Below are 14578 nucleotides of genomic sequence, written 5' to 3' on the forward strand. Positions count from 1 at the left end.
GCTGTGCGCCCACGGCGTCTCGACGAGTGAAACGAGGCGAGGTTCGTCAGCGCGTGCGCTGACGGCGCTCTCGTGCGGCGCGCAAAACGTGCGAGGGCTAAGTAGCGCACCGCAGGGAGCAACGCAAGCGGTTGGGGAGGACTTGGCTGTCGCGGCTGCGGTGTCTGCACGAGCGAAGCGAATGCAGGCTCGGCAGAGCCTTGCTCTGCCGGTGCTGTGCGGTCTCTCAAATGCCTCGGCAGTAGCTAGCTTCAAAATCCCCCTTCACTTTCATTTCGGGGACTTCTACACTAGCTACTGCCGATGCATACGAGTCGCCGCAACCTCGTCCTCCCCAGCCGCCTCGCTCACTCCGTTCGCTCGTCCCTCGCGCGCGTTGCTCGCGGTTTCACCGCTCGCTTATCGCGGCGCTCCGCGCCGCGCTCTTCTCTCGCGCGCCGACGGTTACAATATCCACGAGAGCGCTAGCTACGTCCAGAATACAGAAAGAGCGAACGGCGCAAAAGTAACAGAAAATCGGATTATTACCCCCGAATTTCGCGCTGAATCCGCCGAAGCTGTCGCTCGACGCGTCGGGCCTGTTCCTCCGCGTTCGGGTCGAGATCACCGAGGTCCGGTTCGTCGTCCTGCTCGCGATCGCCCTCGCGCTGCTTGGCCTCCCCGTCACGCTGCTCGGCCTCCCCCTCTGTCGCCGACTTCGCACTCGATTCGTCTGCATCCATGATTCGGACTGTTCCCGGAGCTTATGTAAACCCGAGCCATCCGGAGTGAAAGTGAAACTGGCCTACGGCGTCGTGGTTTCGAGTTCCGAGAGCCATCCCGACACCTCGCCGCCCTCCAGAACGCGGATCTCGTACCGGTACGGCGTCGCGGGGCCCACGGAGTCGTCCAGTCGGAACTCGACGCGGTCCCCGCCGTCGACGCGAATCTGGGCGGTGAACGTCCCCTGCGGTGACTCCCACGCGTCGTCGACGGCTGCGAGGTGGTCAGGTCCTCCGTCCTCGAAGTTCCGCGGGCCGAGTTCGTACGTGGCGTCGAGAATCTGCTCGCCGTCGCGGTCGAGCGCGAACTCGACCGTGTGTGATTCGTCGTCCACGTTTCGGACGGTGATGTCCTGCAGTAGGGGGTCCGGCGGCGACGAGTCGAGACCGTCGAGAACGCCGAGACAGCCAGCGCTGGCCGCGAGCAGCCCCGACACGCCTGCGGCGAGGAACGACCGTCTGGAGGCCACGCTGTCCTACTCCACCGTCGGTACCGGCACGTCGTCGAGCACCTTGTCGACGACGCGGGACTTCGGGACGTTGTTCACCTGCGCGTCCGGCGTGAGCACGATGCGGTGGGTCAACACCGGATGGGCGACGCGCTTCACGTCGTCCGGGGTCACGAACTCCCGGCCGCACATCGCGGCGTAGGCCCGCGCGGCCTCGAACAGGCGTTGGGTCCCGCGCGGGGAGACGCCGACCTCGACCCGGCGGTCCTCGCGGGTCTCGCGGGCGACGTTGGCGATGTACTCCAGCAGGTCGTCGTCCACCCGGACCGTCTCGGGCACCTCTCGGAGGTCGGTCACGCGCTCGGGGTCGAGCACCGTCCCCACGGAGGGACTCTGAGCGGAGCGGCCGGCGCGCCGCCGGAGGAGTTCGTACTCACCGTCCACGTCGGGGTAGCCGATGGAGGACTTGACGGCGAAGCGGTCGACCTGCGCCTCGGGCAGCGGGAAGGTCCCCTCCTGCTCGACGGGGTTCTGCGTCGCGATGACGAAAAAGGGCTGGGGGAGTTCGTGAGTGTCGCCGTCGACCGTGACCTGCGCCTCCTCCATCGCTTCGAGGAGGGCAGCCTGGGTCTTGGGCGGCGCGCGGTTGATCTCGTCGGCGAGCACCACGTTGGCGAAGATTGGGCCCTCGCTGAACTCGAACGTCCCGTCGTCCTCGTTGAACACGTGCGTGCCGGTCACGTCGGCGGGCAGCAGGTCGGGGGTGAACTGCACCCGCGAGAACGAGAGGCCGAGCGCCGACGCGAAGTTCCGGGCGGTCAGCGTCTTCCCGGTGCCGGGGACGTCCTCCAGCAGGACGTGCCCGCTGGCCATGACGCCCAGCAGCACGGTTTCGAGGAACTCCCGGTCTGCGACGACCGCGTTTCCGATGGCATCGAGCACGGCTTCGGACTGCTCGTTCGCCTCGCGTACGTCCATGTCCTACACCGGTCGGGGGACCCGCTTGAAGGTGACGGTTGACTTACTACTGCACCCTGAATCGAAATCCCTAAGACGCAACGGGGACTACGGCGAAACGAGCCGAGGTAGCCTAGCCTGGCCAAGGCGGTTGCTTCGAGAGCAACTGTCCTTACGGACACAGGAGTTCGAATCTCCTCCTCGGCGTTTCCCGTTCACGAACCTCTTAGCTTGGTTTTTGATGGTTAAAAATTGTATAAATTCCAACATTTAACCGGCGGGCCGCCGATAGTCGAAATAGTCAAATGTGGTCGTGCCAAAAAGTTGGCCGTGGCCGAGGACTTCGATCATCGAACCGCGATCACCCGACTCGAAGTTACCGAGGACGATCGCCAACTCCTCGAAGAGACGATAGACCACTGGCGGCAGGGATGTCAGATAGCGACGAACCTCGCGTGGGACTCCTGCGAGGACAAACGCGCAATCCAATCGCTTGCTTACGATGACATCCGGGCTAAGACCAATCTCGGCAGTCAACACGCTATTTTGGCCACTCACCAAGTTTCAGAGGCTATCTCGACCTGTCTCGAACAGCGCGAGAAGGGAACTCGACCCTCGAAGCCCCAGTTCACGGCTCCGACAGTCCGGTACGACTCACGAACGATGACACTGTTCGACGACTACTCGGTGTCGCTGACGACCGTCGAGAGCCGTGTTCGCTGCGATCTCGCGCTCCCGGCCGATCCGGACGGGTACCAGTTCAACTACCTCGAAGACAGTTCGTGGGAGTTGACCGAGAGTACACTGACCGTACGCGACGGCGAATTCTTCCTTCATCTCGGATTCCGTCGACCGACTACGAACGACCAGAAGACCGCCGAGAACGGAACGGTTCTCGGGGTCGACCTCGGCGTCGAAAACCTCGCAGTGACGAGCACGGCTAAATTCCTCTCGGGCAGGAAACTCGACCACGAACGGCGGCAGTTCGAGAAACGCCGCGGACGGATCCAACAAAAAGGAACGCGGAGTGCACGTCGAACGCTGAAACAGGTCGGCGAGCGCGAAGAGCGATATGTTCGGGATTATCTCCATCGCGTCGCCAAGAATCTGGTCACCGAAGCTCGGCGGTACGATTGTACGATTATTGCGTTTGAGGATCTTACCGACATTCGAGAGAACGTTCCGAAAGCGAACTGGTTCCATCTCTGGGCGTTTCGGCGACTCTACGAGTACGTGGCGTACAAGGCAAAAGATCGAGATATCGAGACGGTGCAAGTGCGTTCGGAGTACACCTCCCAGCGGTGTTCCAAATGCAGTCACACGTCTAGACGGAATCGACCCCGGCGTGACCACTTCCAGTGTGAGAAGTGTGGAAACGAAGCCAACGCCGACTACAATGCGGCGAAAAACGTCGGGCTGCGCTGTGTCCGCCGCGGCCAACAGTCGTCGCTGCGGACGGGTGCCAGTCAATGTGCCCTCAAGTCCGGAACTCTGACGCCGAACGAGGGATTCGTCTCTTACCCCGACGAGCGCGGTGCTGAGTTCGCGGACAAGTCCCTTGTAGACAGTTGATATCTCCTCCTCGGTGTTCTCCAAATCGACCTCGACAGGGATGCCCGACATCGCGACTTGCCAGCGAATAAAAGGTATTATTTACGGTCCGGGAGAAGTTACGGGATATGGCAGACGACACCGTCCACAAGGGTCTCGAAGGGATCACCGTGGCCGAAACTCGGCTGAGTACCATCGACGGACAGAACGGGGTACTCACCATCGGCGGCTACCCGGTCGAGGAGCTCGCGCCGAACGCCGCATACGAGGAGACGCTCTACCTGCTCTACAACGACCGCCTGCCCACGGGCGAGGAACTCGAGACGTTCCGTGACGAACTCGCCGCCCGGCGGACCATCCGGGACGAGACGATGGCGGTGCTCGAAGTTGCCGCCGAGCGGGAGGTGCCCGCGATGGACGCGCTGCGGATGGGGGCCGCGGCATCCAGCCTCGCGCGAGAACCCGGCGAGTCCGAGGACCCGGAACTCGACTCCCGGATCGTCGTCGCGCAGCTACCGACTATCGCGGCCGCGTACTGGCGGCTCCGCAACGGCGAGGAGCCCGTCGAGCCGAACGAGGACCTCGGCCACGCCGCCAATTTCCTCTACATGCTCACCGGTTCGGAGCCCAGCGACGACGAGGTCCGCGGGCTGGAGACGTACCTCAACTCCGTCATCGACCACGGGCTGAACGCCTCGACGTTCACCTCGCGGGTCATCGTCTCCACGGAGTCGGACGTGGTGTCGGGAGTCACCGGCGCAATCGGCGCGCTCAAGGGACCGCTCCACGGCGGCGCGCCCGGTCCGGTGCTGGAGATGCTGCTCGACATCCACGAGTCGGGCGACCCCAAGGACTACATCGAGGAGATCCTCGAATCCGGCGAGCGCCTGATGGGCTTCGGCCACCGCGTGTACGACGTGCGCGACCCCCGCGCGGCCGTGCTCTCGGACGCGGCCGAGTCGTTCTACGCCGACAGCGGCAACTCCGACTTCTTCGAGTCGGCTCGCGAGGCCGAGCAGGCGGGCGTCGACCTGCTCGAAGAACACAAGCCCGGGCTCGACCTCAACACGAACGTCGAGTTCTACACCGCAGTCCTGCTCCACGGCATCGGCATCCCGCGTGAACTCTTCTCGGCCATCTTCGCCATCTCGCGGTCGGGCGGCTGGACGGCCCACGCGCTCGAACAGCTCGAGGACAACCGGCTCATCCGTCCCCGGAGCAAGTACGTCGGCGAGACGGGCCGGACGTGGACCGGTATCGACGACCGATAGCGGGCCAGTTGGGTCTTTCGCAGTAGTCTGTCGGGCGTTTTTCGTATTTAGTCAGTAGTCCGAAACTGAGCCGGCAGTTCTGCTCGGCACGTGGTGCGACCGTATTGGCCAGCCTACTACCAGTTACTGTTGACGCGCTGTACTGAAAGCAGGGTGCCCGTCTCGCACGGCAGTATCTAAAAATAGCGAGGTGTAGAATCGAGGAGTACGTCGCACTCGCGCCCCGTAACGCCTTTCCGACATATATCGGAACGATTATTATTTCTTATCTGCCAGCATCCCCCAATCATGCTCTCAGAACGATTCCCGGAGCGGGCGTTGGCTCGCACGACGTCGCCACTGGACGATCGACTGGTCCGCAGCTTCGTTGCCGCCGCACTCCCGGTGCCACTAAGCATCGCCATCGGGATCGTCTATAGCGGCTACGTCGGGATCCCTGAACCGAGCGACGCAGCAAAAAACGTCATGTACGGAGTCGCATCGCTATTCGCCGTCGGGGCAATCTACTACCTGCTTTCCGACCGCGAGCGAGCCGCTGCGTTCCGCTTTCGCCGCCCGTCTCGAAGTGAACTCAACTGGACGCTCATCTGTTTCCCGCTCGGGTCGGCCGCGTATCTCGGCGGTGCGTCCCTGGCACAGGCTGCTGGCCTTTCTCTCGGCGGCTACGAGTACGGGCTCACAGATCCAGTTGTCGTCGGAGCGGTCGTGTTCGGAGCTGTAATCGTCGCCCCGATAGCCGAGGAGATCCTGTTCCGTGGTGTACTGCTCGGTAGTTTGCTCGGTCGCGGCCTCTCTCCCCTGCTAGCAGGTGGAGTGACGATTCTCACGTTCGGGGCAATCCACGTCGCGATATTGGGCGTGGCGGGCGTCGTCGCCACCGCCTCTTGGGCGATCTTTCCGACGCTGTTGCGTCTTCGGTTCAACAATCTCACGGGGGCCTGGCTACTACACTTCATCAATAACATCTGGAGCTACCTCGTCGTCGTCGCCCTCGGAATTGCCTGATCCCACCGAGTAACGGCCTCTGGTGGTGGAAACCGGATCAGCTACGACAGCGCGTAGAGCGAGGGAAGCAGTGACAGGCCAATCAAAAACTCCAGTAGATTGTTCAACAGGTGCATCAGCCACGCGCCGACGAGGTTGTCGAAGCGCAGACGTAAATATGTCAACAACAGTCCGAGCACGAAGGCGTTGATCACCCCACCGAGTCCCGCGGTGAACACGTGCAGTCCGGCAAAAATCAGCAGTGAACTCCCTCCAGCGACGACTGGGCTATCACTCCGTTCGAGCAACAGACCGAGGAAGACGCCACGAAACAAGATCTCTTCGGCGATAGGCGCAACGACGACAGCGGTAAGGAAAACAGTGACAGTTCCGATCGAGCCGGTGAACGAGGGAACCGTGTATCGAGCGACGCCGATAGCCTCCGCAAGAAGCGTCGTGAGGGGCCAGCCGAACAGAATCCCGAGTGCAGTGGCGACGAGTCCGGCCCCAACCTCGCGTCTTGCTGGGCGACGGAATGGAGCGGCCGCCAGCCAGACCTCTCGGTCGAAGTCCAGATACACAGCACCGACGACCACGACGTTCGCGACGCCGTAGACGAGCATCGGGAACTGCGGGATCCCGGGATCTTCACCACCAGTCATCGCATAGCTCCCTCCGATGACGACCACGGTCAACAGCAGTGGCAGGAGTGCCGCCAAAAGCCACCAGCGACCGAGTGCAGAGAGCGGGGAAACCGTTCCCGCCTGTTCGGAGGACCGGTTCGGACGAGAGGCGGATAACGTATCAGGAATCATCCCTATTGGGGAGTGAAATCGTCGGTTGGGATAAATATTCCTTCTGGGATTCGAGCTGTCTGACCGGAGCATCTGATGCGTTCTCAGGGTCGGTAGCGCTTGTCGGGCCAGGAGCTACGTTCGTCGTGGGGACGACACAGCCTCAGTATCGACGTGTACCGTCCGAGAGACCCTGCCGTGTTCAATCTCTGTACTCGGCAAGTCACATCTGACAGACACTGGGTGGTTCCCGCAAATCTGTTACTCGTCGTCCCAAGACGTAACGCCGATTTCTTCACCGACTCCAAAGAAATCCTATACCGTCAGAACAGCAGCGAGAAGTTGTGGACGCCGAGGAAGCCGTACCACGCCCCCGCCGAGCAGTAAGTGACCACCCGGAACGCCACCGGGTAGCCGTCCGGGGCCCAGCCGTCGGGCGCGAGCCGCGAGACGACCGCGCCGCTTTCGGCCAGCAGGACGACCCCCACCACCGCGATGACGAGGGTGGCCAGATTGCCCTGGATCATCCCGAGGTGCTCCATCAGCGTTCGCGTGACCCACATCGACTCGTACACGTCGTCGCGGAGCGCGAGCACGGTCACGGTACTGACCGCGTCGAGGAGCTTGCCCGCGACCAGCACGACGAGCAGCGAGGCACGGTCCGCACCGACCGCGAATCGCCCGCCGCCGACGGCGTACGCCTCCGGAGCCGAACTGTTCGACACGTCGCCGACGACGCGATTCCCGTCCTTTGTTATAGACCGCGAAAGCGCGGATAAGGCCGCGTGTCGCGGATTCAGGCGGTCGTTGTCGGTTTCCGGCAGCGGGTAAGCTCGCGATACCTCGCGCTACCGCAGAGCCAGTCGGTCTTTTCTGGCCGGTCGAGTCAAGGAGACCGTCAGTCCACGCTCACGCGTTGAGCCGCCAGATCTCGTAGGTGAGGAGGGTGGCGAACCCGACCCAGAGCAGGTACGGAACCAGCAGCGGGACGGCCCGACGGTCGACGCGCCTACTGGCGGCCATCGTCGCGACGATGGCCGCCAGCAGCGCGAGGATGACGACCAACCCGCCGAACAGCGAGTGCGCGCCGAAGAACACCAGCGTCCACCCGGCGTTGAGCGCCAACTGGACGCCGAAGAGCGCGAGCGCGATCCGCCGGGGGCGTCCCGGGCCACTCTGCCAGACCAGATACAGCGCCACGCCCATCAGCAGGTACAGCGTTGTCCACACCGGACCGAACAGCCAGCTCGGCGGCGTGAACCCGGGTTTGGCCAGCGTCGGGTACCACGTCGCCACGTCGCTGGCGGTGAGTATCGAGGGGACGATGCCCGCGAGTTCGCAGACGATGATACTCCCGAGCAGCGCGGGCCAGGTGATGGACGGGCCACCGTCAGACGAACGGAACGCGTCGAGGACGCTCATTGTCCGACGTACGCGTCGCGGACGCAAAAATCGGGAGGGTCAGTCGTCGAATCCGAGAGGCCAGATCAGTCGTTGGCGACCGCGGGGTCGGCACCGTCGGGGCTGTCCGCATCCGTCGCGAGCAGTCGGTCGAGCGCGTCGACCATCGCGGTGACGCTCGCTCGGGTGATGTCGCCGTCGCTGGCGCGGACCGTCACCGAGCGGTCGCCCCGGGCCATCTCGACCTCGACCGTGACGACGGCGTCGGTCCCGCCGGTGATGGCGTCCACGTGGTACGATTCCAACTGAGCGTCGGCCGCCGGTCCCACGGCATCGCGGACCGCCGCGACCGCCGCGTCGACCGGTCCGTCGCCCGTCCCGCTGGCTACGCGCTCCTCGCCGTCGACTTCCAGCCGGACGCTCGCTGTCGGGAGCGGCCCGCCGCTGGTCGCGGTGAGTTCCCGGAGTTCGATGCGCGAGTCGCGCTCGCGACCCTGCACGTCCTCGGCGACCGCGAGCAGGTCGGCGTCGGTCACGCGCTTGCCGCGCTCGGCGAGCCGCTGGACGCGGGTCACGACCTCACCTAACTCGTCGTCGTCCACCGAGACGCCGTGGTCCGCGAGCACGGCTCGTGCGCCCGCTCGACCGGTGTGCTTGCCGAGCACGAGGCGACGCTCCCGACCCACCGTCTCCGGCGGGTACGGCTCGTACATCCGGTCGTCCTTGAGCGTGCCGTCGGTGTGGATGCCCGACTCGTGGGCGAACGCGTTCGCGCCGACGACCGCCTTGTTCGGCGGGAGCGACACGTCGGTCGCGTCCGCGACCGTCCGGGCGAGGTCGTAGAGCCGGGTCGTCTGGACCGACTCGACGCCGTAGCAGTGGTCGAGCGCGATGGCGACCTCTTCGAGCGCGGCGTTGCCCGCCCGCTCGCCGACGCCGTTGACGGTGGCGTGGACGAGATCCGCGCCCGCTGCCACGCCCGCGAGCGCGTTGGTGACCGCGAGGCCGAGGTCGTCGTGGGTGTGGACGCTGACCGGCCCGAGATCGACGACCCGCGACACCGCCTCCGAGACGCGCTCGGGGCTCGCGTGACCCACCGTGTCGGCGACGCAGAAGCGGTCCGCGCCCGCATCGTGGGCCGCGCGCGCGAGGCGTTCGAGGAAGTCGAGGTCGGCACGAGAGCCGTCCTCGCCGATGACCTCGACCCAGAGGCCGTGGTCGCGGGCGTGGGCCACGAGGTCGGCGACCGTCTCGACCACCGCCTCGCGGGTCGTCCCGACCTTCCGCTCGACGTGGCGGTCACTGGCGGGCACGACGAGGTTCACGCCGTCCACACCGCAGTCGAGCGCGAGGTCCACGTCGTCACGGATGCCCCGCGCGAAGCTGGTGACGCGAGCGTCGAGGTCGAGGTCGGCGACGCGCCGGATGGCCTCGCGCTCGCCGTCGCCGGTGCAGGCGCTCCCGGCCTCGACGGTTCCGACGCCCGCCGCGTCGAGGGCAGTGGCTATCTCGGCCTTCTCGTCGGGCGAGAGCGAGACCCCCGGCGCTTGCTCGCCGTCGCGGAGCGTGGTGTCCAGAAGCTGTACGTCGCGGTCTGAGAGAGATGTGTTATTCGGGGAGCCCCCGAATAAATCGGTCACGGGTCATGGGAAACCACGACGAGGCATTTCCCGGCGGAGACGTTAAAGGGGGCCTTGTGACAGGTCGGTCTGCCGGACCTACGACTCCAGCAGGATTCGGTCGCCCACGCTCACCCCGTCCGCGCTCCCCGCCGGAAGCTCGACCAACTGGTCGGCCTCGGCCTTCGCCAACCCGGTCCACGCCGAGAGGCGTTCCTTGCGCTGGACCTCGCCGTCCCGAAGCCAGAGCACGTCGAGCGCGAAGGGGACGAACACCATGTGGACGTCCCGGCTGTCCACCCCGTCGAACTCGAAGACGAGCGCGTAGTCGTCGGGGATCGACCACCGGAACATCAGCCCGCGGGCCTTCGCGAGGAAGGAGTCGGCGATGTCGACCTCGGTGGCGAGGGTGTCGCTACTGCCGTCGGACTCGTGGACCAGGCGCACAGCTGACAGTGGTCGGGGCGGCGAAAAAAGCGTTTCCGTCGGCGACAAGTCATTTGTCCGTCCGTAGCGTACGACAGGGGAATCACCGACATGCACGGGGCGCAGCTCACCGTTCTCGGGTCACTGGTCGGAGCGGTCGCCGGGCCGTCTTGGCTCCCGGCGGTGTCGAAGCCCGTCCTGTACGGTTTCGCCTCGGGCATCTCGGTCGTGCTCGGGGCGCTCGTCGGCACGTTCTGGGGCCCGTCGGACCGCGTGATGGGGATCCTGCTGGCGTTCGCCGCGGGTGCGCTCGTGACGGCGGCCTCCTACGAACTCATCGAACCCGCGTTCGCGGTCGGGGGTCAGTTGGTCACGAGCGCGTGGGTCCTGCTCGGCGCGGGGCTGTTCGCCGGCGTCGACTACGCGTTCACCCACTGGACGTCCGGCGGGGGCGAGTCCGGGTGGTCGCTGCTGGCGAGCGTGACCCTCGACGGCGTCCCCGAGAACGCCGCGCTCGGCATCGTCCTGCTCGGCGGTTCGTCGGCGGGCCTCGCGCTAGTGGCGGCGTTCTTCGCCAGCAATTTCCCCCAGGCGCTCGGCGGGACCCGAGCTATGCTCGACGACGACTACGGCACGTGGAAGACGCTCGCGGGGTGGTTTGCGGTTTCGGTGATCGTCGGCGCGTCGGTGTGGGCGGGCAACGCGTTGTTCGCGGGGTTCGGCGACGCCACGCTCGCGGCGCTTCGGGCGTTCGCCGGGGGAGCCGTCCTGGCGAGCCTCGCCGACGAGGTGTTCCCCGACGCCTACGCGGACGTCTCGTCGGCGACAGCGATTGCGACCGCCGTGGGGTTCGTCATGACCTACGTGCTGAAGTGAGTCGGTCGCGACCGACCCGACCGTTTTTATCCGACGGCGACCGAGGATGCGACGAACGGATGAAAGAGACGCCCTCCGGAACCCCGGTCGGCGTGGACGACCCGTACGACCACGTGGGGGTCTGCGACCACCTCACGGACGACGGGAAGTGCCGGTACGCCTTCGAGAATCCCGAGCAGGACCCCGAGTTCGCCCGCGAGCGCCGCGAGGACGATTTGGAATGCCCGGCGGCAAATCCCGACGGCGACTGGGACTGGGAGTCCTGCCCGCACTTCCGGTGTCGCAACCGCGAGCGCGAGTGCATCCGGTGTGGCCTCGACGAGCGCCGGATGGCCCACTCCGACGAGCGACCGCTGCTGGAGGAACACCACCTCTCGTACGCCTCGTCGGGCGAGACGCTGAGCCATGAGATCACGGTGTACCTGTGTCGGTGGTGTCACGCCAAGGTCCACAAGTCCTGGGCGCGAGTCACCGACGACGTGAACCCCGACCCGGAGGCCATCGCCGAGAAGGAGGGCCGGCGGTCGCGCGAGCAGTCCGAAGCGAGCTTCGAATCGGCGGCCGAGCGGTTCGACCTCGACGGCGAGTGAGTCCTGAAGTTGGAGATAAGAGACGGGCGAGATGTGCAGATACGCTAATAGCCGGACGAGAACTCCTCGAAAGCCCCCGTCGCGCGCTTTCAGTCCACCGGAAGACAAACCGTGTCTTCCGAGCCTGCGGTCGCTCTGCTCCCGCAGACACCAGGAAGTCGGTTGGTTCACCGGGCGACACATGCAGTCGGCCGACTTGTCGGAGCACTGCTGGAACGGTGGGCGACAACCGTTTTGGACGTGGCGACGCTGTATTCGATGCCATGGACGACGACCGAACGCTCGACAGGCGGTCGTTCCTCGCGTCGGCGAGCGCGGCGGGACTGGTTGGCTTCGCGGGACTCGGAAGTCGAGGCTCGCTCGCGCGACAGGACGGTGGCGGTCGAGATGTCAGTGGTCAGCGTGACCGTGGACAGGGCGGCGGACAGAACGGCGGGATCGACTTCTTCCGGGCGGTCGTCCCGTCTAGCGACGTGCTAGAGCCGTCGGTCGTGAACAAGATCGTGATCGTCGGCGGGCCGATCCAGCCCGGCGTTCGCCCGCCGCCGCTTTGCTTCCCGCAGGGCGTCGACCAGTGGTTCGCTCGCGACGCCGTGCTGGTGAAGCCGACCGAGACGTCGGGACTGTTCGGAGACGGCGACGGCCTCGGCGCGGTCGAGCGAACTCGCGCGCACCTCGAACGCGCGGTCGAACCCGGAACGGTGTACCGCGTCACGGGCGGCGAGTTCTGCGACGGCTACGTTCGGGTGACCGTCCACGAACTGCCGCCGCGGCTGAGCGAGTACTTCAGCGTCGAGATGCTCGACCAACTGGACGAGAGCCTGCGCGGCGTGGGGAACGAAACCGCCGGAAACGGGACTATGGGGACCGAGACTGCCGGGAACGAATAGACGGGTACTTTTCCGGGCAGCCCGTAGTCGAACCATGGACCGCCCCACGACGCTCGGTCACGTCCACCTCAAAGTCCGCGACGTGGACCGGGCAGTCGAGTTCTACCGCGACGTGCTCGGCCTCGGCGTGACCGAGCGCGTCGGTACCTTCGCGTTCCTCTCGTACGGCGAGCACCACCACGACGTCGCGCTGCAGGAAGTCGGTACCGACGCCCCGCGAGCGCCCGACCGCGGCGTCGGCCTCTACCACGCCGCGTTCGAGGTCGCGGACGCCGAAGCGCTCGCCGCGACCCACCGGCGGCTCCGCGAGCGCGGGGCCGAGGTCGCGCCGGTCGACCACGGCATCAGCAAGGCGCTGTACTTCGACGACCCGGACGGGAACGGGCTGGAGGTGTATCTCGACACGCGCGAGGAGGACCGCGAGGAGTGGCGCGGCAAGAACGAGCGGTTCGACCCCGAAACGCTGGTGGAGTAGGTCGATTCCGAATCAGTATCGGTCGATTGCTCCGAAACGCTCGGCGAGCAGTACGATTTCCCGCCATCGAACGGCTTTTGTGGACCTGCTGACTACGTCTCTCCAATGACTCGCATCCTCGTGGTGGACAACCACGGACAGTTCACACACCTCGAACACCGCGCCCTCCGCGACATGGGCGTCGACACCGAGATCGTCGACAACACGACTCCCGCCGAGGAGTTGGACGCCGACGGCCTCGTGCTTTCGGGCGGGCCGAGCATGGATGACGTCGGCAACTGCGCGGACTACCTCGACCTCGACGTGCCGGTACTGGGCATCTGTCTCGGCATGCAGGCCATCGCCGAGATCCTCGACGGCGAGGTCGGGTCGGGCGACTACGGGGGGTACGCCGACGTGACGGTCGAGGTGCTGGACGACGACGACCCCGTGATCGGCTCGCTCGCGCCCGAGACTCGCGTCTGGGCCAGCCACGCCGACGAGGTGAAGGCGGTTCCCGAGGGGTTCGCACGGACCGCGACCAGCGACGTCTGCGGCGTCGAGGCGATGAGCGACCCGAGCCGGGGCCTGTACGGCGTCCAGTGGCACCCGGAGGTGGCTCACACCGCGGAAGGCGAGGAGCTGTTCGAGAACTTCGTCGCGGTCTGCGAGTCGTAGCTCGTTCTTATCTTCGCTGCCGACGCTCACTCGACGTACTCGAAGCCCGCGACCGAGCGCTCGCCGTCCCGTATTCGTTCGAGGTAGTAGGTGATCCCCGGCTGGTGAGCAGCGCCCACGATCAGATGGACTTCGTCGACCTCGGCGTGATACACCGCGTAATCTGCCATGCGCTCGTTGCGCGCGTGGGTGAGCAGTTCGAGTTCCGGGTCGTGGCGGCGGAGCCACTCGCGCTCGACCGGCTGGGGAAGGAAGGTTCGCTCGTAGAACTGCTGGAGGTCGATCAGCGCGTCCGGATTGCGGGCCGCCCGGCGGGACGTGGCGAACGACTCGAAGTCGTCGCCGATGGCCGCGTCCTCGTGGCTCGTGAGCAGTGCCGATGCCAGTCCGCCGAGCGCGACGCTGAACCCCTCCCCGAAGGAGTCGCCGCGCGAGGCCGCCAGCGAGAACATCGCGTCGCGGACTCGCCCCGCGAGCGATTCGAGCTCCTCGGCGAGGTCGGTTACGGTCGACCCGGCGAGACAGGGGACGGCCGAACCCACGAACCCCGCCACGCCGGACTCGCCCTCCCGCGTCTCGCACTGGCGGATGGCCCAACTGAGGTCGTCCATCTCACAGACCTCCGGCATATCCTCGAAGTACATCTCGCGGATACCCTGCTCGCAGTAGACCGCCGCGCCGCGGTCGAGCAGCCGCGAGACGTGCTCGCGGAGGTGCGCGCGCTCGGCCGGCGTGTCCGCGTGGGTGACGCCGTGGACCCAGAACTCGCGGCCCGCGACCGCGACGCGGTTGCCCGGGAGGTCGGCTCGCGAGCGTAGAGGGCTTGCCCGACCGTCCACCCTGCTCCGGCATCCATCCTCGCCGTCCTGCGCGGGCG

The 14578-nt window shown here is 65.8% G+C and carries 17 protein-coding genes and 1 tRNA gene; 9 read left to right on the forward strand and 9 right to left on the reverse strand.

Features of this window, described 5'->3' with window-relative positions; genetic code table 11:
- Positions 1 to 524: 524 nt before the first annotated feature.
- The 3 genes from DPQ64_RS16605 to DPQ64_RS16615 form a co-directional block, all read right to left on the reverse strand.
- Positions 525 to 722 (reverse strand): hypothetical protein, encoded by a 198-nt coding sequence (locus DPQ64_RS16605; RefSeq protein ID WP_115865424.1) that lies wholly within the window; start codon positions 720 to 722, stop codon positions 525 to 527.
- Positions 723 to 784: 62 nt separating this feature from the next.
- Positions 785 to 1231 (reverse strand): hypothetical protein, encoded by a 447-nt coding sequence (locus tag DPQ64_RS16610; protein ID WP_157971758.1) that lies wholly within the window; start codon positions 1229 to 1231, stop codon positions 785 to 787.
- Positions 1232 to 1237: 6 nt separating this feature from the next.
- On the reverse strand, positions 1238 to 2188 hold the full coding sequence (locus DPQ64_RS16615; protein WP_115865426.1) for an AAA family ATPase: 951 nt from the start codon (positions 2186 to 2188) through the stop codon (positions 1238 to 1240).
- Between the two features lie 101 nt (positions 2189 to 2289).
- Here DPQ64_RS16615 and DPQ64_RS16620 point away from each other — a divergent pair.
- From DPQ64_RS16620 to DPQ64_RS16635, 4 genes are all read left to right on the forward strand, one after another.
- A tRNA-Ser gene (locus tag DPQ64_RS16620) sits at positions 2290 to 2374 on the forward strand.
- Between the two features lie 123 nt (positions 2375 to 2497).
- Positions 2498 to 3739, forward strand: a complete 1242-nt coding sequence (locus tag DPQ64_RS16625) for an RNA-guided endonuclease InsQ/TnpB family protein (protein ID WP_115865427.1) — start codon at positions 2498 to 2500, stop codon at positions 3737 to 3739.
- Between the two features lie 107 nt (positions 3740 to 3846).
- Positions 3847 to 4989, forward strand: coding sequence for a citrate synthase/methylcitrate synthase (locus DPQ64_RS16630; RefSeq protein WP_115865428.1), 1143 nt, complete (start codon positions 3847 to 3849; stop codon positions 4987 to 4989).
- Between the two features lie 288 nt (positions 4990 to 5277).
- A complete protein-coding gene (locus tag DPQ64_RS16635) occupies positions 5278 to 5994 on the forward strand; it encodes a CPBP family intramembrane glutamic endopeptidase (protein WP_115865429.1) in 717 nt (238 codons plus the stop codon).
- A 41-nt stretch (positions 5995 to 6035) separates the two neighbouring features.
- Here DPQ64_RS16635 and DPQ64_RS16640 read toward each other — a convergent pair whose 3' ends face one another.
- From DPQ64_RS16640 to DPQ64_RS16660, 5 genes are all read right to left on the reverse strand, one after another.
- On the reverse strand, positions 6036 to 6788 hold the full coding sequence (locus tag DPQ64_RS16640) for a CPBP family intramembrane glutamic endopeptidase (RefSeq protein ID WP_157971759.1): 753 nt from the start codon (positions 6786 to 6788) through the stop codon (positions 6036 to 6038).
- Between the two features lie 302 nt (positions 6789 to 7090).
- Positions 7091 to 7492, reverse strand: coding sequence for a hypothetical protein (locus DPQ64_RS16645; protein WP_115865431.1), 402 nt, complete (start codon positions 7490 to 7492; stop codon positions 7091 to 7093).
- A 184-nt stretch (positions 7493 to 7676) separates the two neighbouring features.
- The gene (locus DPQ64_RS16650) at positions 7677 to 8189 is read right to left on the reverse strand and encodes a TspO/MBR family protein (protein ID WP_115865432.1); all 513 of its coding nucleotides are present in this window, start codon (positions 8187 to 8189) and stop codon (positions 7677 to 7679) included.
- A gap of 65 nt (positions 8190 to 8254) precedes the next feature.
- Entirely contained in the window at positions 8255 to 9808 is a 1554-nt protein-coding gene (locus DPQ64_RS16655; RefSeq protein WP_115865433.1) for a 2-isopropylmalate synthase, read from the reverse strand.
- 78 nt (positions 9809 to 9886) lie between these two features.
- Positions 9887 to 10234 (reverse strand): DUF192 domain-containing protein, encoded by a 348-nt coding sequence (locus tag DPQ64_RS16660; RefSeq protein ID WP_115865434.1) that lies wholly within the window; start codon positions 10232 to 10234, stop codon positions 9887 to 9889.
- A gap of 90 nt (positions 10235 to 10324) precedes the next feature.
- Between DPQ64_RS16660 and DPQ64_RS16665 the strand changes: the two genes are divergently transcribed.
- The 5 genes from DPQ64_RS16665 (at position 10325) to DPQ64_RS16685 (ending at position 13701) form a co-directional block, all read left to right on the forward strand.
- Complete coding sequence (locus tag DPQ64_RS16665; protein ID WP_115865435.1) at positions 10325 to 11089, forward strand: ZIP family metal transporter; 765 nt, start codon at positions 10325 to 10327, stop codon at positions 11087 to 11089.
- 59 nt (positions 11090 to 11148) lie between these two features.
- Positions 11149 to 11679 (forward strand): DUF7097 family protein, encoded by a 531-nt coding sequence (locus DPQ64_RS16670; protein WP_115865436.1) that lies wholly within the window; start codon positions 11149 to 11151, stop codon positions 11677 to 11679.
- A 263-nt stretch (positions 11680 to 11942) separates the two neighbouring features.
- Positions 11943 to 12569, forward strand: a complete 627-nt coding sequence (locus DPQ64_RS16675; protein ID WP_115865437.1) for a hypothetical protein — start codon at positions 11943 to 11945, stop codon at positions 12567 to 12569.
- 34 nt (positions 12570 to 12603) lie between these two features.
- The gene (locus tag DPQ64_RS16680; RefSeq protein ID WP_115865438.1) at positions 12604 to 13044 is read left to right on the forward strand and encodes a VOC family protein; all 441 of its coding nucleotides are present in this window, start codon (positions 12604 to 12606) and stop codon (positions 13042 to 13044) included.
- 105 nt (positions 13045 to 13149) lie between these two features.
- The gene (locus tag DPQ64_RS16685; protein WP_115865439.1) at positions 13150 to 13701 is read left to right on the forward strand and encodes a GMP synthase subunit A; all 552 of its coding nucleotides are present in this window, start codon (positions 13150 to 13152) and stop codon (positions 13699 to 13701) included.
- A gap of 26 nt (positions 13702 to 13727) precedes the next feature.
- Here the strand turns inward: DPQ64_RS16685 and DPQ64_RS16690 are convergent.
- On the reverse strand, positions 13728 to 14578 hold an 851-nt coding region (locus DPQ64_RS16690), incomplete at its 5' end, for a hypothetical protein (RefSeq protein WP_232820613.1).

It is taken from the genome of Halorussus litoreus (assembly GCF_003382685.1).
GTDB lineage: Archaea > Halobacteriota > Halobacteria > Halobacteriales > Haladaptataceae > Halorussus > Halorussus litoreus.

What these genes read in the sequence shown, in the direction of transcription:
- DPQ64_RS16630 (WP_115865428.1), top strand. Translation starts at nt 3,847, where the DNA reads ATGGCAGACGACACCGTCCACAAGGGTCTCGAAGGGATCACCGTGGCC.
- DPQ64_RS16640 (WP_157971759.1), bottom strand. Translation starts at nt 6,788, where the DNA reads ATGATTCCTGATACGTTATCCGCCTCTCGTCCGAACCGGTCCTCCGAA.
- DPQ64_RS16670 (WP_115865436.1), top strand. Translation starts at nt 11,149, where the DNA reads ATGAAAGAGACGCCCTCCGGAACCCCGGTCGGCGTGGACGACCCGTAC.
- DPQ64_RS16605 (WP_115865424.1), bottom strand. Translation starts at nt 722, where the DNA reads ATGGATGCAGACGAATCGAGTGCGAAGTCGGCGACAGAGGGGGAGGCC.
- DPQ64_RS16665 (WP_115865435.1), top strand. Translation starts at nt 10,325, where the DNA reads ATGCACGGGGCGCAGCTCACCGTTCTCGGGTCACTGGTCGGAGCGGTC.
- DPQ64_RS16615 (WP_115865426.1), bottom strand. Translation starts at nt 2,188, where the DNA reads ATGGACGTACGCGAGGCGAACGAGCAGTCCGAAGCCGTGCTCGATGCC.
- DPQ64_RS16650 (WP_115865432.1), bottom strand. Translation starts at nt 8,189, where the DNA reads ATGAGCGTCCTCGACGCGTTCCGTTCGTCTGACGGTGGCCCGTCCATC.
- DPQ64_RS16675 (WP_115865437.1), top strand. Translation starts at nt 11,943, where the DNA reads ATGGACGACGACCGAACGCTCGACAGGCGGTCGTTCCTCGCGTCGGCG.
- DPQ64_RS16680 (WP_115865438.1), top strand. Translation starts at nt 12,604, where the DNA reads ATGGACCGCCCCACGACGCTCGGTCACGTCCACCTCAAAGTCCGCGAC.
- DPQ64_RS16685 (WP_115865439.1), top strand. Translation starts at nt 13,150, where the DNA reads ATGACTCGCATCCTCGTGGTGGACAACCACGGACAGTTCACACACCTC.
- DPQ64_RS16635 (WP_115865429.1), top strand. Translation starts at nt 5,278, where the DNA reads ATGCTCTCAGAACGATTCCCGGAGCGGGCGTTGGCTCGCACGACGTCG.